The following is a 21,309-nucleotide window of genomic DNA, read 5'->3' on the forward strand; positions in this document are numbered from 1 at the left end:
TAACAAAAAGGGGAAGCGTTGCCATGATGGACGAGGCCGTTGCGCCGCTGCTCGCCGGGGTGACCGTCGTCGAGCTCTCGCGCGGAGTTGCGGCTGGCTACGCCGGCCGGCTGCTCTCGACCCTCGGCGCCGAGACGGTTCTGATCGAGCCGCCGGACGGCAATCCGCTTCGTCTTGAGCCGCCGTTTCTTCCGCCGGCGGGGGAAGCCAGCGCGCTGTTCGCCTTCCTGGCTGCAGGAAAGAGGAGCGTGATCTGCGATCTCGAAACGGCAAGCGGGCGGGCAGGGCTGTCCGCCCTGCTGGCGACGGCCGATGTCTTCATCCACGACCTGCAGACCGACGAACGTGCGGGCCTCGAACTCGACGAACAGTCTCTTCGGGCGCGGTATCCAAAGCTGATCGACGTGTCGGTGCTGCCGTTCGGTGCCGTCGGGCCGAAGGCCGGCTGGGAGGCCGAGGAGATCAACCTGATTCACGCCTCGGGCGAAGGCTTCCTGCTGCCCAACGGCCTTGCCGCCGAGCTCTTCCCCGATCGTCCGCCGTTGAAAGTCTACGGGCATTTCGCCGAATACCAGGGCGGTGTGGTGGCGGCGCTCGGCGCGCTGTCGGCGTTGATCGGCCGTGAGCATGGTGGAGCCGAAAGCGTCGATGTCTCCGTGCAGGACGCCGCGCTTGCGGTGGGCGCATTTGCGCTCCAGCGTTTCGGCGACGGTTCGTTGGAACACCGCCGCACGCGCTCGTTCAAGTATGGCGGCGTGCTCGAATGCGCCGACGGCTATGTCGAGCTGCTGACGCTCGAGGAGCGGCAGTGGCGCGGCCTGGTCGAACTGATGGGCCGTCCGGACTGGATGCTCGACCCCGCACTCGCGGACCAACTGGAGCGCAGCCGTCGTGGTGCCGAGATCAACCGCGCCGTTCGTGCCTGGGCACGCGAACAACAGACCGCGGATATCGTCGCGCGAGCCCAGGCGCTCGGCGTCCCCATGGCGAAATATGCGAGCCCTGCCGAAGTGCTGTCCGGCGACCACGAGCGCGCGCGGGAGCTGTTTCAGCCGGTGAAGATTCCGGGTGCCGGCTCCTTGCCGGTGCTGTCGGCGCCGCTCCACGTCGATGGCGCGGCGCTGCGCTTGAAAGCCGGGCCGCCGCGGCTGGGCGAACATCAGCATCTGATCACGACCAGCCGCCACCGCGATCGGTCGCGCGTCGCTGCGGAGGCCTCATGAAACCGCTCGCCGGAGTTCGTATCGCCGACTTTACGCTGCACGCGGCGGGTCCGTTCTGCACACACATCCTGTCGCAGCTCGGTGCGGAGTGCATCAAGGTCGAGAGCGCGGCGCGACCCGACATCTTCCGAAAGCCGCATCCGGTCTATGGCCGGATGGGGCCGGCGAGCTTCGATCAGGTCGCGTCCAACAAGCTCTCGGTGCGCATCAATCTGAAGGACGCCAGGGGCGTCGCGCTGGCCAGGAAGCTCGTCGGCGCAAGCGACCTCGTCTGCGAGAGTTTCCGGCCCGGCGTGATGGAGCGGCTCGGTCTCGGTTATGCCGCGCTGGCCGCGCTGAAGCCGTCGGTGGTGATGGTGTCCGTGTCCTCGTCCGGCCAGAGCGGCCCGGATTCGCATTTCGCCGGCTATGCGCCGCTGTTCGGAGCCTGGGGTGCGCTTGGCTATCTCACGGGTTACGAAGACGGCCCGCCGGTCGAGATGCGGCATGTGATGGATCACAGCGTCGGCATGAATGCGGCGATGGCGGCGGTGGCCGCCGTGTATCGCCTGCGTCGCACAGGCCGTGGCGGACATGTCGACGTGAGCGCGCGCGAAGTTGCCTGCTCGCTGGTGGGCGAGGCGTTGCTGTTCGCCGCGGCGGGAGGAAGCCCGGTGCGGATCGGCAACGATCATCCGCGGATGGCGCCGCACGGCGTGTTCCGGACCCGCGACGAAGATCGCTGGCTGACCATCGCGGTCCGTTCCGATGACGAATGGCAGGCCTTGGCGAAGCTGATGGATGCGCCGCATCTTCTGGCTGATCCACGGTTTCAGAGCGCCGCAAGTCGGCACGAGCACCGGCGGCCGCTGCACGGCGAAATCGAGCATTGGACGATGGCCTGCACGGCCGGCGAGGCCGAGCGCATGTTGCAGGCTGCCGGGATCGCGGCGCACGTGTCCTGCAACATGGAAGACATTGCGCATGACCGGCATCTGCGTGCGCGCGGAGCCGTCATCGATGTCGAGGATGGGACCGGCCACCGTCGCGCGGCGCTGAAGGCGCCGATCCGTTTTTCGAGGTCCGACGTCGGCATGACGCGCGGCACGCCGCGTCTCGGCGAAGACGAGGATTACGTGTTCGGCGAGCTGCTCGGCCTAAGCCGCGAGGAACGCCAGAGCCTGATGGATCAGCAGGTGATTTATTGACCGCTTGAAGTGGAGTTGCCGTGATGAGCGAGAGGCAAGCGCTGACCGGAGAAGACTGGCAGGCCTGGGTCGGTCGCAAGGAGACGATCCGGGAGCAGATCGCGCCCGACCGTGTCGCAGCGCTCGGCGCCACGCTCGGCATCGAGGGACACCATGCGGCCGGCGCGCCGCTGCCGCCGGGATGGCACTGGATCTTCTTCAATCGCTTCGTGCCGCGCCATGAGCTCGGAACGGACGGCCATCCCAAGCGCGGCGGCTTCCTGCCGCCGGTGTCGCTGCCGCGCCGCATGTGGGCCGGCGGACGGCTCACTTATCACAAGCCGCTGACCATCGGCGGGGAAGGCGTGCGCGAGAGCACCATTCTCAAGGTCGAGGCTAAGTCCGGCCGTGCCGGACAGCTGGTGTTCGTGACCGTCAGCCACAGCATCTCCTGCGACGGCGCCGTGTGCATCACCGAGGAGCAGGACATCGTCTATCGCGAGGCGGCGGCGCCGGGAGCGCCTGCGCCTGCGGCCACGCCCGCTCCACAGGATGCCGCTTGGTCGGAGGAATTCCGGCCCGACACCGTGCTCCTGTTCCGCTACTCGTCGCTGACGTCGAACGGGCATCGCATCCACTACGATCAAGCCTATGCGCGGGCTGAAGAAAACTATCCCGATCTCGTCGTGCACGGGCCCCTGACGGCGACGCTGCTGCAAGGCTTTGCGGCAAAGCATGCTGGAAGGCCGCTCAAGTCGTTCGAATTCAGGGGCGTCTCGCCGCTGTTCGTGAGCTCGGCCTTCAGGCTGGAAGGCAAGAGCGACGCCAGCGTGCTGGATCTCTGGGCGAGTAGCCCCAACGGTGCGCTCGCGATGCGGGCAGCCGCACAGGTCTGAGAGCTGCTTTCGGAGCGGGCGATAACAAAAAGAGTGCAGGGGAGGTCAAGGCGATGAGATCGGCGCACCTGTCTGTTGTCCCTGCGCAAGGATGCGAGGCGGAGTGCACGCCCGCGGTCGAGCTGCGCGGCGTCGGCAAGACCTTCAGCTCGCGCAACGGCCGGGTCGAGGTTCTCAGCGGATTGAACTTCTCTCTCAACAATGGTGAGTTTCTCGCCATTGTCGGTCCGAGCGGATCGGGCAAATCGACCGTGCTGAATTTGCTCGCCGGCCTCGATCGGCCGACCGCGGGGGCCGTGCTGTGTCAGGGCGCGCCGGTTGCTGCGGCCAACACCGGGATCGGCTATCTCACGCAGCATGACAGCCTGCTGCCGTGGCGGACGGTCGAGCAGAACGTTGCCGTCCCACTGGAGCTGCGCAATGTCGACCGCACCGAGATCGCCGCGCGCGTGCGCGACTTGATCGCGCAGGTCGGCCTCGAGGGCTTCGAGCGGCATTATCCGAGCCAGCTTTCCGGCGGCATGCGCAAGCGCGCGATGTTGGCCCGCACGTTGATCTACGATCCGCCGGTGCTGCTGATGGACGAACCGTTCGGGCCGCTCGACGCCCAGCTCAAGTTGGTGCTTCAGGCCGAGCTTCTGAAATTGTGGTCGGCGCGGCGCAAGACCGTGGTGTTCGTGACCCACGACATCGTCGAGGCGATCACGCTCGCCGATCGCGTCCTGGTGTTCTCACCGCGTCCCTGCCAGATCAGGCTCGACGAGCCGATCGCCATCCCGAGGCCGCGCGAGGTGCACGAGGTGCGATTCCATCCCGCATTCGAGGAGCATTACCGCCGGCTCTGGGCCGCCCTGGAAGCGCCAGTGAGGCGGCCGTCATGAGCACAGAGGCACTGTCCGAGACGCAGGCCGAACCGGCCCTCAGCCCATCCAGCCGCGTGTGGCTCTATCGCGTGATCTTCCTGATTGCGATGCTGGCGATCTGGCAGGTCGCGTCGGGTCCGCTGCTCGACCCGTTCTGGGTCAGCAGCCCGGCAGCCGTGTTCAGGACGCTGGTGGCATGGACGGTGAGCGGCCAGCTCGGCTATCACCTGATGATCACCTTCAAGGAAACGTTCGCGGGGTTCGTGCTGGGGGCGACGGCCGGCGTGCTGTTCGCGTTGCTGGTCGGTGCGAGCGACACCCTGCATCGCACGGTCGATCCGTTCGTCACGGCGGTGTACGGCGTGCCCAAGGTCGCGCTCGCGCCGCTCTTCATCATGTGGTTCGGCATCGGGCTCGCGCCGAAGATCGTGCTGGCCGCGATCAGCGTCTTCTTCCTGGTGTTCTTCTCGACCCTGCGTGGCGTGCGCGAGGTCGACCAGAAGATGGTCGATGCGCTCCGCACCATGGGCGGAGGCAAATTCGCGGTCCAACGCATGGTGATCTTTCCGTCGGCGCTGCCATGGCTGTTCACCGGATTGAAGCTTGGGCTGCCTTACGGCTTCGTCGGCGCGGTCGCGGCCGAGATGATGGCCTCCAATGCCGGCATCGGCTACCTCACGCAAAACTCGGCGGGGCAGCTCGACACTGCCGGCGTGTTCGCCGCGCTGTTCGCGCTGATGCTCGTCACCACGCTGCTGAATGAAGCGCTCGGACGGCTGGAGAGCTGGATCTTCCGCTGGCGCTGAGAGGGAGACGGTCACAACAACAAGACAAGGGAGCACATCATGATCACGCGTCGGACGATGCTGGGTGGTATGGCCGGAGGCGCGCTGGCCGGCGCGATCACGCGAGGCCAGGCGCAAGGCGCAGGCAGGCCGGTCACGATCGCGATCGGCGGCTACACGTTCGCTTATCTGCCGCTGCTGGTGGCAACGGCGGCGGGCTTCATGAAGGACGCGGGCCTTGACGTCAGCCTGATCGACACCGGCAGCGGCACCAACAGCATGGCAGCGATCCTTGGCGGCAGCGTCGACGTTGCCGGTCTCGTGATGAGCGACGTGATCCTCGCCGTCGCCAAGGGCCAGAAGATCAACGCCTTCGCGCCGCTGATGTCGCAATATGCGAGCGACGCCGTGATCAGCCGGAAGACGGCCGAGAAGATCGGCCTTGCACCGGAGATGCCGCTGAAGGAGCGCATGGCTCGCATGAAGGGCCTGACGCTCGCGATCTCCGGTCGCGGCAGCGGCACCGACAAGATCTGGCGCTATCTCCTCTCGCTGGGTGGACTCGATCCCGAAAAGGATGTCAGCCTCACGGTGGTCAAGCTCGACAAGATGTATCTGGCGCTACGCTCCGGCCAGATCGATGGCTTCAACACGACGGCGCCTGCCAACAACCAGGCGGTGGAGGACGGCCTCGCGGTCTGGGCGGCGCGCCCGTCGCACGGAGAGGTGCCCGGCATCGAGAATTTTCTCTACACCGTGCTGTGCGGCCGGCCGGATTTTCTCGACAAGAACCCGGAGGTCGCTGCATCGCTGGTCCGCGGCATGGCCAGGGCATCGGAGCTGATCCGGAATGATCCTGCTACCGCCGGACAGCTGCTGCATGACAAATATTTTCAGCAGACGAATGTCGAGCTGATCAAGCACACGGTGTCGGATCAGCGCATGACGGTCTCGGTGCCGCCGACATTGTCGGAGCAGCAGTTCGCGCACAATATCGAGTTCGAGCTGAAATTCAGCGACGCCGTGCGCGGCGTCACCTATCAGCAGGCGATCAACCCGCGCTGGCTTGGGACCTAGCTTCTTTACCTCACCCCAGGAGGAGTGGGAGAGGGTCGCTCAGCCGAAGCTCACATCGGCGCTGGTCTTGATCGCCGCGAAGCGGGCGAGGCAGCGCAACGCGCTCTCGTGCTCGTCCGCGGTGCCGCCGGCGCAGCAGTCTTCCAACACCGTGCAGGCATAGTCGCGGTCGTGCGCTTCGCGCGCCCCGGTGTGGACCACGCCGTTGGTGGAGACGCCGGTGAGGATCAGATCGGTCACGCCATGGGCGCGCAGGATCGGCTCCAGCGAGGTACCGTAGAACGGGCTCACCCGGTGCTTGATGATGTCGAAATCACCGGCCTCCGGCTTCAGATCGGGATGCACCTCGGTGCCCCAGGTGCCGAGCTTGAACAGGCCGGCGCCCTTGGCGCGGGAGAAGATCGGCGAATTGGGCGGGCATTCCCGATAGTCGGGCGAGAAGCCGACGCGGACATAGCCGATCAGCGCACCGGCGGCGCGCGCCTTCGCGATCAGCGCCTTGGTGCGGCCAAGCACGTCACGCTCCTTCATCAGCGGGACATATGTCTTTGCACCCGCGCCGTTCTCGTGGACGAGGTCGTTCAGCATATCCATGACGAGCAGCATCGGCTTCATAGCGTCTCCTTCTCAGAGCTCTTCGATTTGACTGGATTTTCGGACCTGGCCGGCATGCTGTTGCGCAGCTCGGTCCAGCCGGTTTCGATGTGCTGCCGCATCGTGAGCATGGCGCTCGCAGCGTCGCCCTCGATCACGTTCTTCAGGAGCTCGTTGTGCTCCTTGGCAGCGCGTACCGCACGGCCGCCGATGCGATTGATGACGTCGAACGGATATTGCGCCCACAGCACCTGCACGAAATGCAGCGTCTTCGGCAACCGCGCGAAATCGTACATGCGGCGATGGAAGCGGTAGTTGATGCCGCGCGCCGACGTGCTGTCATTGGCGAGCGCGGCCTCCTCGAACTGCCGCGCCAGCTCGCGCAGCTCCGCGATCTCCTCGGCAGTGATGTTGCGCACGGCGCTTTCGACCAGCTGGGTCTCGAGCGTGATCCGCAGCTTCAGGATCTCGGTGGAGGCTTCGACGTCGAACGGCGCCACGGTCGCGCCGCGGTAGGAGTCGCTCGCGAGATAGCCTTCCGCCTCGAGCAGCTTCAGCGCCTCGCGAACCGGCGTGATGCTGATCTTGAGTTCCTGCGCGATCTCCGTCTGCTTCAGCCGGGCGCCGCGCGGCAACCGCCCCGAGATGATGCCCTCGCGGAGATAGTCGGCGACCTGCTCCTCTTTCGTCCGATATTCCATTGGATGCCGCTGCCCCCGCCTGATTTGCCCGCGACCACCATAGACGCGGCACCTCGGGGAGGATAGAAGTACAAACGATAATGCATGATGCATAATCGAGGTTGAGGCCTAATGTCCAGAGCTTTGTCCCGCTCCTTCCTGTTTGTCCCGGCCAACCGACCCGAGCGGTTCGACAAGGCGGCCGCGTCGGGCGCGCACCAGGTCATTCTTGATCTCGAGGACGCGGTGGCGCCAGCCGACAAGGGTGCGGCGCGCGGCTTCATCGCGCAGTGGAGCGGGCGGACCGACGCGATCGTACGCGTGAACGGTGCCGATACTCCGTTCTTCGCGGCCGACATGGACATGATCCGCCGCGCTGGCGTGACCAGGTTGATGCTGCCGAAGGCTGAGCCCGGCGCGATCAATCGCCTGGTGGGATCGCTGGATCGGCCCTGCCAGGTCATCGCGCTGATAGAGACGGTCAGGGGTTATGCGGAGCTGCGGAGTATCGGCAAGAGCGGTCTGGTCTCGCAATTCGCCTTCGGCAATCTCGACTTCGGCATCGATGCCGGCGTGACCGAGACCGCACAGGAGCTCGATCCGGTTCGCCTGCAAATCGTGCTGGAATCGCGGCTGGCCGGATTGGCTCCGCCGATCGACGGCGTGACGACATCGTGGACGGATTCTGCGGCCTTCGGCGCGGCGGTCGGCCGCGCCAAGGCGCTGGGCTTTGCCGCAAAGCTCTGCATCCATCCGGCCCAGGTCAAGCTGGTCAACGAGGCCTTCCTGCCCACGGCCAATGAAGTCGTCTGGGCCCGCCGGGTGCTGGAGGTCGCCGAAGGTGCCAACGGCGCCGCGGTGGCGCTGGACGGCAAGATGATCGATGCTCCGGTCATCCGCCGCGCCGAGCTGATCCTGGCCGGCACCGCGTCCGGCGCGACATAATGCATAATGCATTTTTTCTTGACCGAGTCGGTTCCTCCCTCTAAAGATCATCGGAGAAAAACAAATATCGGGGAGGGCCTATGAAGAGGCGTGACTTTCTCAAGCTGTCGGGCGCCGCCGCGCTGGCGTCGGCCTATCCCGGCTCATCGCTCCTTGCCGACGAGATCGGCGTCGATGCCGCCACCAAGACCATCACCATCGGCGGGTTCACGCCGGTCACGGGGCCGGTCCCCTTCTACGCAATCCTGACCCACGCCGCCGACGCCTATTTCAAGAGCGTCAACGAGGCCGGCGGCATCAAGGGCTGGAAGATCAACTACGTGACGCTCGATGACGGCTACGATCCCGCGCGCAGCGTTGCCGCCGTCCGGCGCCTCGTCGAGGACAATCACATCTTCGCACTGGTCGCCGCGGTGGGCACCGCCACCAATGTCGCCGTCATTCCCTACGCCAAGGAAAACGGCCTCGCCATGATCGGGCCGATCGGCGGCGCCAGCGCCTTCTTCGCCGAGCCGAACATCTTTCCGCTTCTGCCCGATTACGGCTGGTCAGCGGCCTCCAATGCCGAGTTCGCTGTCAACGATCTCAAGCTGAAGAAGATCGCGCTGCTGTGGGAGAATGACGAGCTCGGCCGTTCGGCCAAACGCGGCTTCGATCTCTTCATGGAGGCCAACAAGCTCACGCCGGCGGAGTCGGTCCCATTCGAGGTGAAGACCACCGACTTCACCCCGCACATCCGCCGCATCGCCAATTCCGAGGCGCAGGCGGCGATCCTGTTCGGCTCCAATGCCAATCTCGCGGCCGCGTTGAAGGCGGCCGACCGCCAGGGCGTCAAGCTGACCTGGTTTGCGCCCTTCTTCACCGCCGATCCCGCGACCTACAAGCTGACCGGCGATCTCCTCAACGGCGTCTACTTCTCCTCGTGGCTGCTGCCGGTCGACAGCGCCGAACCCGAGATCAAGGCCTATCGTGACGCCGTGACGAAGTACTATCCGAACGATCCGGTCGGCGTGTTCGGGCTCAACGGCTGGAGCAATGCCGCGCTGTTCGGCAGCATCTTCGGCGCGCTGGTCGACAGCGGCAAGCCGATCACGCGCGCCAATCTGGTCGAGGCGGGCAACACGCTGCGCAACGCCTCGGTCGGCGGCGCCCGCAAGGTGACCTTCACCGGCGCCGATCACCGCGGCACGCGTCAGGAAGCGATCCTGCAAGCGCAGGGCTCGTTCGTCATGGTGCGCGACTTCAAGCCCTATCCGGCAGTGGCCTTCGACGCCAAGCCGGCCTGAGCCAATCGTTTTCAGCGGGTGACCGCAAGACGCGGTCGCCCGCTGCTCGTCTCAACTACCAAGAAAAACAAGGCAAGAAAAACAAGGAAAGCACGACATGGCTGGATCGCCCTTGAGCGGGCCCTCGCGTCTCGACGGACAAACTGCCCTTATCACGGGAGCCGCCGGCGGCATCGGCCGCGCCGTGGTTGCCGCGTTCTGCGCCGCCGGCGCCGATGTCATCGCCACCGACATCGTCGAAGACGGCGGCAAGTTTCCGGAAAAGGCGAGCTATCGCCGCTGCGACGTGACGGATCGTGCGGCCGTCGAGAGGTTGATCGACGCGGAGCTGAAGGCGCGCGGCAAGATCGACATCCTCGTGCTCTGCGCCGGCACGATCGCCAATACGCCGCTGCCGCAGTCGACTGATGAAGAGTGGGACAGGATCCTCGCCGTCAACCTGATGGGCACGGTCAATCCCGTGCGCAAGCTCTATCCCGTCATGGCCGAGCGTGGCTTCGGCAAGATCGTTGCGCTCGGCTCGATCGCCGCCAAGATCGGCGGCGTCGCGTCGGGCCCGGCCTATGTCGCGGCGAAGTCCGCCGTGCATGGCCTGATGAAATGGGTCGCCAAGAACGGCGCTGCCAAGGGCGTCTACGCCAACATCATCGCACCGGGTCCGGTCGAGACGCCGATGTGGGCGACTGTCACCGATCGCGCCGCGCCGTCGCCGAACGGCGCCGTGCCGCTGGGGCGGTTCGGCCAGCCCGAGGATATCGCGCAGAGCATTCTGTTCCTCTGCTCGCCGGCGTCGAACTGGATCACCGGCACGGTGCTCGACGTCAATGGCGGCATGTTGATGGATTAGGCCCATGAGCGCAGCGAAGACCATCGGCTTCATCGGCCTCGGCGTCATGGGCGGGCCGATGTGCAGGAACATGGCGAAGAAGCATGCCGGCCGTGTGCTGATGCTCGACCGCGATCCGGCGGCGATCGCCGCGCTCTCCGACACCAGAGCGGAAGCAGCCGCCTCGCTCGACGCGCTTGCCGCCGCCGCGGATGTCATCTTCCTGTCGCTGCCGGGCGGACCTCAGGTGGAGGCGGTCTCGTCCGCGATCGCGCAGGCCGCGCGGCCGGGGACGACGATCGTCGATCTCAGCACCACGCCGGTCGCGCTGGCGCGTAGCGTCTCCGATCGCCTGAAGGCCAAGGGCTTCGCCTTCGCGGACGCGCCGGTGGCGCGCACGCGGGAGGCCGCGCAGCGCGGCGAGCTCAGCATCATGGTCGGTGCTGAGGCGGCCGTGTTCGCAGAGATCAAGCCGCTGCTCGATTATATCGGCTCCGACGTCACCCATTGCGGTGAGGTCGGCTGCGGCCAAGTCGTCAAGCTGATCAACAACGCGCTGGTGTTCGAGCACACGCTGGCATTGGCCGAGATGATGGTGGTCGGCGAGCGCGCCGGCGTGAAGCCCGAGACGCTGCTCAGCGCGGTGTCGAAGGGGTCGGGCGACAGCTTCGTGCTGCGCAATCACGGCACCAAGGCGATGCTGCCGCGCAACTTTCCGGCAAAAGCCTTTCCGCCGGAATACGTGCTGAAGGACCTTGACTATGTGCTTCAGCTCGCCGCCGATACCGGCACCCGTCCCGGCGTTGCCGAGCTTGCGCGCCGCTATTACGACGCGGCGTGCCGGCACGGACTGTCGGGCCGCTATTTCCCCGGCGTGATCGAGTTCATCGAGCAGGGCGGCGTGCCCGGCGAAGGGCAGGGGTGAGCGTGGCCGGATTCATCAGAGACATCCTGCCGCTGCTCTGGTCCGGCATCATCTCCGGCTGCCTTTACGGCGTCGGCGCGCTCGGTCTCGTTATGGTGTTCAAGAGCTCGCGCGTCGTGAATTTTTCGCACGGCAATCTCGCCTGTCTCGGCGCCTTCGTGGTTTACGGCTTCTCCAGCGGTAGCCTGCTGAGCCTGTCCTGGGGCAGCGCGGTGGCGCTGGCGCTCGGCATTGCCTGCGCGGTTGCGGTCGCAAGCTATGCCCTGATCGCGCCGATCGTCTTCAAGTCCGATCTTGCGTCGACTATCGCAACGCTCGGCGTCGGGCTGGTCCTGCAGGGCGCCGTGCAGCTCGTGTTCGGCGCCGATATCGTCAATCTCGACCTCCCGGTACCGCGCTTCGGCTTCAGCCTCGGCGCGGTCCGTATCTCGTCCTATGATCTCGCCGTTCTCGCGGTCACCATCGCGATCGTTGCCGGCTTGTTCGTGATCATCGAGCGGACCAAGCTCGGCGTCGCGTTCCGCGCGGTGTCGACCAACCCGTTCGCCTGCGAGGTCTGCGGGTTGAACCTCCGCTCGGTCCACTTGTTCTCCTGGCTCGCGGGCGCTGTCCTCGGTCTTGTCGCAGCACTGCTGATCGTGCCGACGACCTTCCTGAGCTCGACGACGGTGCCGTCCTTCATGCTGCAGGCCTTTACCGCGGCCGTGGTCGGTGGCTTCTCGAGCCTGCCGGGTGCCGCCGTCGGCGGCATCCTGGTCGGCATCGCGATGAACCTGTTCTCGTTCTACGTCTCGCCGGAATTCATGAACACGTTCCTGCTCGGCGTGATCCTGCTGACGCTCAACTTCTTCCCTAACGGACTTTTGGAAAGGGCGATCGGTGGCCGTGTCTGAACTTGCTCACGGGACCAAGGCCGGCGTGTCGGCGCGCAACGGCAATGTCGATGCGGTGCGGCTGTCGGTGCTCGCCTTGGTCGCGGCGCTGGCGCTGCTGCCGCTCCTTGCCGGCGGCTTTCTGCTCTACAGCCTGTCGCTGTGCTTTGCGAACGCGCTGGCCGTTCTCTCCGTCAGCATGCTGGTGCGTTATGGCGGCGAGGTGTCGATCGGGCACAGTTTCTTCGTGGCGCTCGGCGCCTACGCGGTCGCGATCGTCGAGCACCGCCTCGGCCTGTCGATCGCCGTGAGCCTCCCGCTGGCGGTCCTGCTCGGCGCAGGTAGCGGCTTCGTCTTTGCATTCCCCTCGCGCCGGCTGTCCGGGATCTATCTTGCGGTGGCCACCATGGCGTTGGCGCTCGCACTGCCGGAGATCCTGATCGGCTTCGAGAAGTTCACCGGCGGCTTCGAAGGTCTCTACATCGCGCAGGACCTGATTCCCGGCGTCTCGAAGGCGTTGCAGCGCTACTATGTGGCGCTCGTGGTTCTGGTCGTCGTCTGTCTGGCGCTGGCGCATTTCCGCAAGTCGGCGCAGGGCCTGGCGCTGCTGATGGCGCAGGCCCAGCCGCGCGCGGCCGAGGCGATGGGGATCACGCGGAGCTGGGCGCGCGTCTCGATTTTCACGTTGAGCGCCGCGCTGGCCTCGCTGGCAGGTGCCATGACGGGCTTTGCATCGTCGACCGTTTCGCCGAACAGCTTTACCTTCTTCAGCGGCGTCTTCCTGCTGGTCGGCTCGGTCGTCAGCCTGAACAGGCTGTCACTGCCGGCGGCGCTGGTCGGCGGCGCCTTCATCACGCTGGTGCCGACCTATCTCGCGAAGGCCGGCGACTGGGTTCCGATCCTTTACGGCGTGGCGCTGGTCGTCGTCACACTGGCAGCGAATGCCGGTGACTTGCGCCGCTTCCTGCCGCGCTGGAGGGGACGATGATGACCGCTACCGGCAGCGGGCTCGTCGCGGAAGGCATCTCGCTTGGTTTCGGCGGGCTTCAGGTTCTCAGCGATGTCTCGCTGACGCTGAAGCCCGGTGTCATCACCGGGTTGATCGGGCCGAATGGTGCGGGCAAGACCAGCCTGTTCAACTGCCTCACCGGGCTCTATCACGGCCAGCGCGGGCACAGCAGTTTTGGTGGTACGCCGCTGGACGGCATGGGTCCGGCGCAGCGCGCCGCGTGCGGCATCACCCGCAGCTTCCAGAATCTGGCTATGTGCCCGGAGCTGTCGCTGCTCGAAAACGTCCTGGTCGGTCTCACCCTGAAGCGTCGGTCCGGCTGGTTCAGCGCCTTCGTGCCGACGCCGGCTCAACGGGCCGAGCAAGAGGACACCGAGCGCCGTGCCATAGCGGCGCTGAATGAGCTCGGCATTGCTTCGGCCGCCCATCACAAACCGTCTGATCTGCCGCCGGGAACGCTGCGTCTCGCCGAGATCGCGCGCGCCATTGCCAGCGAGCCCAGGGCGATCCTGCTCGACGAGCCGGCCGCGGGACTGAACGCCGTCGAGACGCGTGACCTGATGCGCGCCTTGAAGCGGCTGATGCGGCCCGACCTGGTGCTCCTCGTCGTCGAGCACGACATGGACCTGATCATGGAGCTTTGCGAGCACATCTATGTGCTCAATTTCGGCAGGATGATCGCGAACGGCACGCCGGCGGAAATCCGCGCGCATCCTGATGTGATCCGCGTCTACCTCGGAGACGACGCCGATGACTGAGCTGTTCTCGGCGCGTGGTCTCGCGGTCAGCTATGGCAGGGCGCGCGTCGTCGAAAATGTCGATCTGGCCGTGCCGGAAAGAGGCGTGGTGGCGCTGTTGGGTGCCAACGGCGCCGGAAAGTCGTCGGTGCTCAAGGCCATCGCGGGCCTCGTGCCGGCAGAGGGCGAGATGCGTTTTGCCGGCGAGGACATCGCTGCGCTCGCCGCCCGGCAGCGCGTCAGGCGCGGCATCGTCTATGTCCCCGAAGGACGCCAGATCGTCGGCTCGCTCACGGTCGCCGAAAATCTCCTGCTCGGCGGCTTCTTCCTCGATGCGCGGGTGCAGCGACAGCGGCGCGATCTCATGCTGGAGCTGTTTCCCGAGATCGCGAACCGCCTGAAGTCGCCGGCCTGGATGCTGAGTGGCGGCGAGCAGCAGATGCTCGCGATCGGGCGCGGCCTGATGAGCGCGCCGCGGCTGCTCCTGCTCGACGAGCCGTCGCTGGGACTGGCGCCACTGCTGATCCGGCGCGTGTTCGAACGCCTCGTGACCATCAAGCAGGACACCGGCCTTGCCATCATGCTGGTCGAGCAGAATTTCCGCATGACGATGAAGGTGGCCGACGAGCTCTATTTCGTGCGCAACGGTGCCATCGTCGGTCATCGCAGCGCGGCAGACCTCGCCACGCCGGCGAGCCGGGCCGAGGCCGTGGAAGCCTATCTCGGCGCGGGCCAGCCGGCGCCGGCCTAAGGATATGGAGTGAGGGGATGCGTCTCGAAGGCAGAGAGATTGCGAGCGGACTTGCCTTTCCGGAAGGGCCGGTCGCGCTCGCCGATGGCAGCGTCATCGTTGTCGAGATCGAGGGCGGCCGGCTAACGCGCGTGCTTCCTTCGGGCCGGAAAGAGGTGATCGCGCATCTCGGCGGTGGTCCGAACGGCGCGGCCATCGGCCCGGACGGCAAATGCTATGTCTGCAACAATGGCGGCTTCTCCTGGCACAGGGACAGTCGCAATTTTGCTCGCCCGACCGGCCGCGCCGAAGATTACACGACAGGCCGTATCGAGCAGGTCGACCTTGCTACCGGCGTCGTCAAGACTCTTTACGACAGTTGCAACGGCGTCAATCTGAAGGGGCCGAACGACATCGTCTTTGACGACAAGGGCGGCTTCTGGTTCACCGATCTCGGCAAGACCTATGGCCGGCTGATGGATCGCGGCGCGGTCTATTATGCGCGCACCGACGGCTCCATGATCAAGGAGGCGATCTTTCCGATCATGACGCCGAACGGTGTCGGGCTCTCGCCGGACGGGCGCACGCTCTACGTTTCGGAGACCGAGACTAGCCGGATCTGGAGCTATCCCATCACCGGCGAAGGCGAGGTTGCCAAGGAGCCGTGGCCATCGCCCAACGGCGGCCGTCTGCTGCACGGACTGCCGGGTTACCAGCGGTTCGATTCGCTCGCGGTGGAGGAGGGCGGCAACATCTGCGTCGCAACGCTGGTGCGTGGCGGTGTCAGCGTGTTTTCGCCGGACGGTCGGTTGATCGAATTCCACGAAGCGGATGAGGTCTACTGCACCAACATCTGCTTCGGCGGCCCGGATATGCGCACCGCCTTCATCACACTCTCCGGCACCGGGCGGCTGATTGCCGTCGATTGGCCTCGGGCCGGTCTCGTCCTCAACGATCCCCTGACCGCACGCGGGTGATTGCCGCCCCTCGCTGACATGGGCATCGCCGAAGCCTGTCTAGACTGCATTGCGATCGGACGAACTCGGCCGATGGCTTGATTTGAAAGCCGCCTTCGCGCGCTCGCGGACGCGCTGAAAGACCACATAGAGCATCGGCACCAAAAATATCCCGATCGAGCTTGCGGCCAGCATGCCGGCAAACACCGCCGTGCCCACCGCGCGACGGCTGAGCGCGGCAGCGCCCGTTGCGATGACGAGCGGCAGCAGGCCGAGGATGAAGGCCGCCGAGGTCATCATGACGGCGCGAAAGCGCATATGGGCGCCCTGGACGGCGGCCTCATCGAGCGCCATTCCCGCCTCGCGCTGCTCCTTCGCGAATTCGACGATCAGGATGCCGTTCTTGGCGGCGAGGGCGATCAGGACCACCAGGCCGATCTGGCCATAGAGATCGAGGTTGAGCCCCGCGACCTTGATGCCGAGATAGGATCCGAGCACGCCGACGACGACGGAGAGCAGCACGGGGATGGGGACCACCGTGCTCTCATAGAGCGCGACCAGGAACAAATACGCGAACAGGACGGCCAGCATCAGCACGATGCCGGTCTGGCCGGCGGCCTGTTGCTCCTGATAGGCGGTGCCGGTCCATGCAAAAGTGTAACCGGACGGCAGCACGGCATCGGAGATCTCAGTCATGGCAGCCATCGCGGTGCCCGAGGAGATGTTCGGCGCCGGGCTGCCGTTGACGGTCACCGAGCGGTAGTTGTTGTAGCGGGTGATGACCTGCGGCCCGGTGACGATCTTCAGCGCCGCCAGTGATCGGAGCGGTACCATCTCGCCGGTGCTGTTGCGCACATAGATCCGCCAGATGTCCGAGGTGTCGGCGCGGTCGAACGCCTCGCCTTGAAGATTGACCTGCCAGGTCCGGCCGAACAGATTGAAATTGTTGACGTAGATGCCGCCAAGCGTGGCTTGCAGCGCGGTGAAGATGTCACTGATGGTGACGCCCAGCGCCTGGGCCTTGCGGCGGTCGATATCGAGATAGAGCGACGGGTTGGTCGCGGTGAATGTCGAGAACACGCGCGCAAGCCGCGGATCGGCATTGGCGGCGCCGATCAGTGCGTTCGTGACGCTGGAGATCGCTGCTGGAGTCTGCCCCTCCAGCGCCTGCAGCTGATATTCGAATCCGCCTCCGGTCGAGAGCCCGATGATCGGCGGCAGGTTGAACGGCAGCACGTTGGCCTCTCGAATCTGAGCGCCGGCTGCAAACATCCTGGCAATCAGCGCCTGCGCCGAATCCGCGGCCGCCTTTCTGTCGGCGAAGGGTTTCAGCCGCGCCACCACGAGCGCGCTGTTCGGCTCGGAGGCGCCGTCGAGCAGCGAGAAGCCGATCACTGCCAGGACGTGGTCGACGGCCGGTATCTGTTTCAGGATGTCCTCGACTTGCCGGGTGACCACGCTGGTCCGTGCCACCGATGCGCCATCGGGCAACTGCACAGAGGTGAAGAAGGCTCCCTGGTCTTCCTCCGGCAGGAAGCCCGTCGGCGTGACCAGCGACAGGCCGAAGATGCCGCCGGCAAAGACCGCCACGAGCAGGAGTGACAACGAGGCCATGCGCACCAGGTGGCGGACGCCGCCGCTGTAGCGATCGCGCACCCAGTCGATCCCGCCGAGCACGCGGCCGATGAGACCCCGGCGCGGGCCGCCGTGGCGCAGCAGCAGGGCGCACAGCGCCGGGGAGAGCGTGAGCGCGTTCAATGCCGAGATCATCATGGCGGCGCTGATGGTCACCGCGAACTGACGGAACAGCGTGCCCGAGATGCCGGGAATGAATGCGATCGGGACGAACACCGAGAGCAGCACCAGGGTAATGGCGATGATCGGCGCGGTGATCTGCCTCATGGCCTTCTTGCTGGCCTCCGCCGGCGACAGGTCGGGCTCCTCCGCCATGACGCGCTCGACATTCTCCACCACGACGATGGCGTCGTCGACGACGATGCCGATGGCGAGCACCATGGCGAGCAGGGATACCGTGTTGGCCGAATAGCCGAAGGTCAGCAGGACGGCGAAGGTGCCCACCAGGCTGACCGGTACGGCGACGGCCGGAATCGCCGTGGCTCTGAGGTTTCCGAGGAACAGATAGACCACGACCACCACCAGGACGAACGCCTCGCCCAGCGTCCGCAACACCTCCGCAATGGTGTCGCGGACGAACGTCGTGGAATCGTATTGCACGAGATAGCTGAGGCCTGGAGGAAACCGGGCGGACAGTCGCTGCATCGTCTCCGCCACCGCGCGCGCGGTGGTCACCGCATTGGCGCCCGGCGCGAGATAGATCGCGATCGGGACGGCGGCGCGCCCGTCGATCCGCGCTTCGCTGTCGAGATTTTGCGCGCCCATCTCGACGCGGGCGACGTCCTTCACGAGCAGCGATGATCCGTCCGGATTGGCGCGCAGCACGATGTTGGCGAATTGATCGACGGTGGCGAGCCGGCCCAGTGTCTGCACGTTGAACTGGAACTGCTGATCGTTGCTGATCGGCCGCGCCCCGATACGGCCGACGGGAGCCTGGACGCTCTGCGCGCGGATTGCGGCGATCACGTCCGCCGGGGTCAGGCCGAGGCTGGTGAGCCGCTGCGTATCGAACCAGATCCGCATCGAATAGTTCATCTTGGCGAACAGATTGGCCTGGCCGACCCCGGGTGTGCTGGCGATGGCGTCGAGCACGTTGATGATGGCGTAGTTGGTGATGAAGAGCGGATCCTGCCGGCCATCGGCACTGTACAGCACCAGAAACTGCAGGATCGAGGAGGATCGCTTCTGCACCGTCACGCCCTGCTGCTGCACCTCCGTGGGCAATTGCGACAGCGCGCTCTGCACGCGATTGTTGACGTTGACGGTGTTGATGTCGGGATTGGTGCCGAGCGCGAACGACACCGTCAGCGTGTAGCTGCCGTCATTGCCGCTGGTCGATTTCATGTACAGCGCGCGGTCGACGCCGATGACCTGAGCCTCCAGCGGCTGGGCGACGCTGCTCTCCACCACTTCGGCCGAGGCGCCGGGGAAGGTCGCGGCCACGGTGACCTGAGGCGGCACGATATCCGGAAACTGCGCCACCGGAATCTGCGTGAGCGCCAGCGCGCCGGCGATGGTGATGATGAAAGCGATCACCATCGATAGCCGCGGGCGGTCGACGAAGACGTCCGATATCATGGGCTGCCGTCCGCCGGGCGTGTCGGGGGAGGGGTGCTGCGGTCGGCCGGTGGCGCCAGCCCGCTCGCTGCGCCCTTCATGCTCGACAGAATGAGTGCGCTTGCCGGATCCGGGGTGACGGTCTGGCCGGCACGAACCCGTTGCAGGCCTTCGGCGATCACCTTGTCGCCGGCCGCAAGCCCATTGATGACCGCGGCGATCGTCGGTGTCGATTGTCCGAGCTGAATGCGTCGCTGCTCGGCCTTGTTGTCCGTGCCCACCACGAGGACGTAGTCGCCCCGCTGGTCGGACAGCACCGCCGAGCGCGGGATCGCCAGCACCTCGATCGGCTGGACGCCTTCGAGCACGACGGTCACGAACTCGCCGTCGGTCAGCTCGTGGGCGATGACGCCTGCCGCGGAGGGGGCACGCAGGATCGGATTGGCGATCTCGCCCCGCACCGTGATCGTGTCGGTGTTTTGCGCGATGCTGTTGTCGACGAAGTTCAGCTTGCCGGACTGGCCGTACATGCGCCCGTCGGGCAGCCGCAACCGGATCACCACCGCCTCGAGTCCGCCTTGCGGACCATATCGCTCGCGCAGTTCGAGCCCCTGGCGCAGCGGCACGGGAAACGTGACGTACATCGGATCCTGGCTGACGATGGTGGTCAGCACGCCGGAAGAGGGGCTCACGATGTTGCCTTCCGTCACCGCCGTGCGTCCGATCTTGCCGTCGATCGGCGCGCTGATCACGGTGTAGTCGAGGTTGATTTGCGAGGCCTGGACCTGCGCCTGCGCGGCCTGCACCTGGGCTTCCAGGCTGCGCTGGTTTGCAATCGCAGCGTCGTAGGTCGACTGCTGCCCGGCCGGTCCGCCGAGCAGGGTGCGTGCGCGCTCCGTCGTCAGCCTTGCATTCTCCAGCGTTGCCTCCAGCTGCGCCACCTGCGCCTTCTTGGCCGCAAGATCGGCTTCGAATGGACCGCGCTCGAGGCGATAGAGCTGGTCACCTTTCTTGATCTCGGCGCCCTCGTTGAAGAGCCGCTGTTCCAGAAAGGCGGTGACGCGGGCGGCAACGTTGACCCGGTTGATTGCCTCGATGCGGCCGAGAAACTCGCTGCTCTCGGTGATCGGCCGCCGTGTTGCTTCGACGATCCCGACTGAAGGCGCGGAGGCGGCAGGTTGCGTCCGGGCGGCCCCGCCGGTCAGCCCGATCATGAGACCTGCCGCCAGCAATCGGATCGGGACGTCCGCATGGTTCATCGTCCGCTCCTTGCTCCGGGTTCAGAACAGCGGACTGGGTCACTCCCGCGCGGCCCTGTCGCTCCGCGCGGGTTCGTCGTAGCCCTTGCGATGGCTGTAGAACATCAGTGCGATCAGGCCGCAGCCCGACACCAGGAAGAGGACCGCGGCCCCGGCAAGGATGATATTGCCGTAGACCGGCATCGCCGGCGTCGAGCGCCAGACCGACACGCAAAACCAGGTCGCCGCAACGAGAAGCGCGGCCAGCACGGCGGCGAGGATCCATTGGTAATTGTTGCGCACGATTTCCTCCATCACCCTGCCAAGGGCCCGACAAGCGTCCTAGCGCCAGCGCCATCCGCAATGACGACGGCCCCGATGCCACCAGCACACCCAGCGGCGGCGACGACGCGGCGGTGGGGGACGCCAACCGGGACGCGGTGGCGGCGCGCCCCAGCCCGGGCCGCCCCAGCCCGGACTGGGTCCCGGTCCCCACTGCGCCGGCATGACAGGGAGCGCTGACTCGCCGGCCCGTCCGGGATCGGGGTCGATCGGCATCGCCTCCGCGACACCGATGAGGCGAACGCCGACGGTGCCGATTGCGGCCGCGGCAATGGCATTCGTTGCAAGACCGAGGAAGGCGCGGCGGTTGGGAGCATTCATTGTGCTTCTCTCCTTTGTGATTCGGCCGTCCGCAGCGATTGCAACGCATAGAGCAGCCAGGCGAGGCCATGCGAGATCAGGTCGATACCGAGCAGGAAGCCAAGCGCCCAGACGCTGATGTCGGGGAAGCCGAACAGGATGAGCACGCCGGCGATGACGGCAAAGATGCCGGAGATCAGCATCATCCAGCCGTTCTGATGCCAGTAGGCAAAACTCAGCACGCACCGAATGACGCCGGACGCGAACAGCACCGCGCCGAGGAAATAGGTCAGGATCAGCGCGCCCGAGTCGGGCTGGGTGAGCAGCAGCAGGCCAAAGACGAGGTAGAGCGCGCCGAGAACGATCCGCCACAGGAAGCCGCCCCATTCCTTGGTCCAGAACGCATGCGCGATCTCGAACCCGCCGGCGGCGATCGCGGTCAGTCCGATGAACTTGACGCTGATGATGGTCGCGAACGCGAGATCGCCCAAGGCGAAGAGGCCGGCGGCAATCAGGACGGCGCCGAGGAGAGCACAGACCCAGAGTGGCGGAGGGCCCAGCGCTTCGATGCCGGACCGGCTGTCATAGGCTGTCATGCGATCCTCCCGGACAACGATGGTTCCATCGACAGACGGTGAATCGTAGCGGCGAACCCGCGGCGCCGACA

22 protein-coding genes are annotated in these 21,309 nt (G+C 65.9%); 15 read left to right on the forward strand and 7 right to left on the reverse strand.

Annotation, left to right across the window (positions count from 1 at the left end; genetic code table 11):
- Positions 1 to 23: 23 nt before the first annotated feature.
- Genes JQ603_RS07545 through JQ603_RS07570 form a run of 6 tightly spaced genes read left to right on the forward strand, consistent with a single transcriptional unit; the run spans position 24 to position 6,010 of the window.
- Positions 24 to 1,223, forward strand: coding sequence for a CaiB/BaiF CoA transferase family protein (locus JQ603_RS07545; RefSeq protein WP_212337796.1), 1,200 nt, complete (start codon positions 24 to 26; stop codon positions 1,221 to 1,223).
- Positions 1,220 to 2,410, forward strand: a complete 1,191-nt coding sequence (locus JQ603_RS07550; protein ID WP_212337797.1) for a CaiB/BaiF CoA transferase family protein — start codon at positions 1,220 to 1,222, stop codon at positions 2,408 to 2,410. The genes JQ603_RS07545 and JQ603_RS07550 overlap by 4 nt, the downstream gene beginning before the upstream one ends.
- Before the next feature lie 23 nt (positions 2,411 to 2,433).
- Positions 2,434 to 3,285: an FAS1-like dehydratase domain-containing protein gene (locus tag JQ603_RS07555; RefSeq protein ID WP_212337799.1), complete on the forward strand. Its 852-nt coding sequence runs from the start codon at positions 2,434 to 2,436 to the stop codon at positions 3,283 to 3,285.
- A gap of 53 nt (positions 3,286 to 3,338) precedes the next feature.
- A complete protein-coding gene (locus tag JQ603_RS07560) occupies positions 3,339 to 4,166 on the forward strand; it encodes an ABC transporter ATP-binding protein (protein WP_212337801.1) in 828 nt (275 codons plus the stop codon).
- Complete coding sequence (locus JQ603_RS07565) at positions 4,163 to 4,954, forward strand: ABC transporter permease (RefSeq protein WP_212337803.1); 792 nt, start codon at positions 4,163 to 4,165, stop codon at positions 4,952 to 4,954. The genes JQ603_RS07560 and JQ603_RS07565 overlap by 4 nt, the downstream gene beginning before the upstream one ends.
- A 39-nt stretch (positions 4,955 to 4,993) precedes the next feature.
- Positions 4,994 to 6,010: an ABC transporter substrate-binding protein gene (locus JQ603_RS07570; protein WP_212337805.1), complete on the forward strand. Its 1,017-nt coding sequence runs from the start codon at positions 4,994 to 4,996 to the stop codon at positions 6,008 to 6,010.
- A 39-nt stretch (positions 6,011 to 6,049) separates the two neighbouring features.
- Here JQ603_RS07570 and JQ603_RS07575 read toward each other — a convergent pair whose 3' ends face one another.
- Positions 6,050 to 6,625 (reverse strand): cysteine hydrolase family protein, encoded by a 576-nt coding sequence (locus tag JQ603_RS07575; RefSeq protein WP_212337807.1) that lies wholly within the window; start codon positions 6,623 to 6,625, stop codon positions 6,050 to 6,052.
- Positions 6,622 to 7,305, reverse strand: coding sequence for a GntR family transcriptional regulator (locus JQ603_RS07580; RefSeq protein ID WP_211410102.1), 684 nt, complete (start codon positions 7,303 to 7,305; stop codon positions 6,622 to 6,624). Before JQ603_RS07580 ends, JQ603_RS07575 begins: the two co-directional genes overlap by 4 nt.
- Before the next feature lie 111 nt (positions 7,306 to 7,416).
- Here JQ603_RS07580 and JQ603_RS07585 point away from each other — a divergent pair, with 111 nt between their 5' ends.
- The 9 genes from JQ603_RS07585 to JQ603_RS07625 all read left to right on the forward strand — a co-directional run bounded on the left by JQ603_RS07585 (position 7,417) and on the right by JQ603_RS07625 (position 15,591).
- A complete protein-coding gene (locus JQ603_RS07585) occupies positions 7,417 to 8,229 on the forward strand; it encodes an HpcH/HpaI aldolase/citrate lyase family protein (RefSeq protein ID WP_212337809.1) in 813 nt (270 codons plus the stop codon).
- Positions 8,230 to 8,309: 80 nt separating this feature from the next.
- Positions 8,310 to 9,515 (forward strand): ABC transporter substrate-binding protein, encoded by a 1,206-nt coding sequence (locus JQ603_RS07590; RefSeq protein ID WP_212337811.1) that lies wholly within the window; start codon positions 8,310 to 8,312, stop codon positions 9,513 to 9,515.
- Between the two features lie 97 nt (positions 9,516 to 9,612).
- A complete protein-coding gene (locus tag JQ603_RS07595; RefSeq protein WP_212337812.1) occupies positions 9,613 to 10,362 on the forward strand; it encodes an SDR family NAD(P)-dependent oxidoreductase in 750 nt (249 codons plus the stop codon).
- Positions 10,363 to 10,366: 4 nt separating this feature from the next.
- Positions 10,367 to 11,266, forward strand: coding sequence for an NAD(P)-dependent oxidoreductase (locus tag JQ603_RS07600; RefSeq protein ID WP_212337813.1), 900 nt, complete (start codon positions 10,367 to 10,369; stop codon positions 11,264 to 11,266).
- A 2-nt stretch (positions 11,267 to 11,268) separates the two neighbouring features.
- Positions 11,269 to 12,159, forward strand: coding sequence for a branched-chain amino acid ABC transporter permease (locus JQ603_RS07605; RefSeq protein WP_271585121.1), 891 nt, complete (start codon positions 11,269 to 11,271; stop codon positions 12,157 to 12,159).
- The gene (locus JQ603_RS07610; RefSeq protein ID WP_349630703.1) at positions 12,152 to 13,126 is read left to right on the forward strand and encodes a branched-chain amino acid ABC transporter permease; all 975 of its coding nucleotides are present in this window, start codon (positions 12,152 to 12,154) and stop codon (positions 13,124 to 13,126) included. Before JQ603_RS07605 ends, JQ603_RS07610 begins: the two co-directional genes overlap by 8 nt.
- Positions 13,123 to 13,905 carry an ABC transporter ATP-binding protein gene (locus tag JQ603_RS07615; RefSeq protein ID WP_212337816.1) on the forward strand — a complete coding sequence of 261 codons (783 nt, stop codon included), beginning with the start codon at positions 13,123 to 13,125 and terminating at the stop codon, positions 13,903 to 13,905. The genes JQ603_RS07610 and JQ603_RS07615 overlap by 4 nt, the downstream gene beginning before the upstream one ends.
- Entirely contained in the window at positions 13,898 to 14,635 is a 738-nt protein-coding gene (locus JQ603_RS07620) for an ABC transporter ATP-binding protein (protein ID WP_212337817.1), read from the forward strand. Before JQ603_RS07615 ends, JQ603_RS07620 begins: the two co-directional genes overlap by 8 nt.
- Positions 14,636 to 14,652: 17 nt before the next feature.
- Positions 14,653 to 15,591: an SMP-30/gluconolactonase/LRE family protein gene (locus JQ603_RS07625; protein WP_212337819.1), complete on the forward strand. Its 939-nt coding sequence runs from the start codon at positions 14,653 to 14,655 to the stop codon at positions 15,589 to 15,591.
- Between the two features lie 39 nt (positions 15,592 to 15,630).
- Here JQ603_RS07625 and JQ603_RS07630 read toward each other — a convergent pair whose 3' ends face one another.
- The 5 genes from JQ603_RS07630 to JQ603_RS07650 are packed head-to-tail and all read right to left on the reverse strand — an operon-like array spanning position 15,631 to position 21,238.
- Entirely contained in the window at positions 15,631 to 18,783 is a 3,153-nt protein-coding gene (locus JQ603_RS07630; protein ID WP_212337821.1) for an efflux RND transporter permease subunit, read from the reverse strand.
- A complete protein-coding gene (locus JQ603_RS07635) occupies positions 18,780 to 20,021 on the reverse strand; it encodes an efflux RND transporter periplasmic adaptor subunit (protein ID WP_212337823.1) in 1,242 nt (413 codons plus the stop codon). The genes JQ603_RS07630 and JQ603_RS07635 overlap by 4 nt, the downstream gene beginning before the upstream one ends.
- Before the next feature lie 39 nt (positions 20,022 to 20,060).
- Positions 20,061 to 20,303, reverse strand: coding sequence for a hypothetical protein (locus tag JQ603_RS07640; RefSeq protein ID WP_271585116.1), 243 nt, complete (start codon positions 20,301 to 20,303; stop codon positions 20,061 to 20,063).
- 39 nt (positions 20,304 to 20,342) lie between these two features.
- The gene (locus tag JQ603_RS07645) at positions 20,343 to 20,663 is read right to left on the reverse strand and encodes a twin-arginine translocation signal domain-containing protein (RefSeq protein ID WP_212337826.1); all 321 of its coding nucleotides are present in this window, start codon (positions 20,661 to 20,663) and stop codon (positions 20,343 to 20,345) included.
- Positions 20,660 to 21,238, reverse strand: coding sequence for an HdeD family acid-resistance protein (locus tag JQ603_RS07650; protein ID WP_212337827.1), 579 nt, complete (start codon positions 21,236 to 21,238; stop codon positions 20,660 to 20,662). Before JQ603_RS07650 ends, JQ603_RS07645 begins: the two co-directional genes overlap by 4 nt.
- Positions 21,239 to 21,309: the final 71 nt, after the last annotated feature.

It is taken from the genome of Bradyrhizobium liaoningense (assembly GCF_018130825.1).
GTDB classification, from domain to species: Bacteria; Pseudomonadota; Alphaproteobacteria; order Rhizobiales; family Xanthobacteraceae; genus Bradyrhizobium; species Bradyrhizobium liaoningense_B.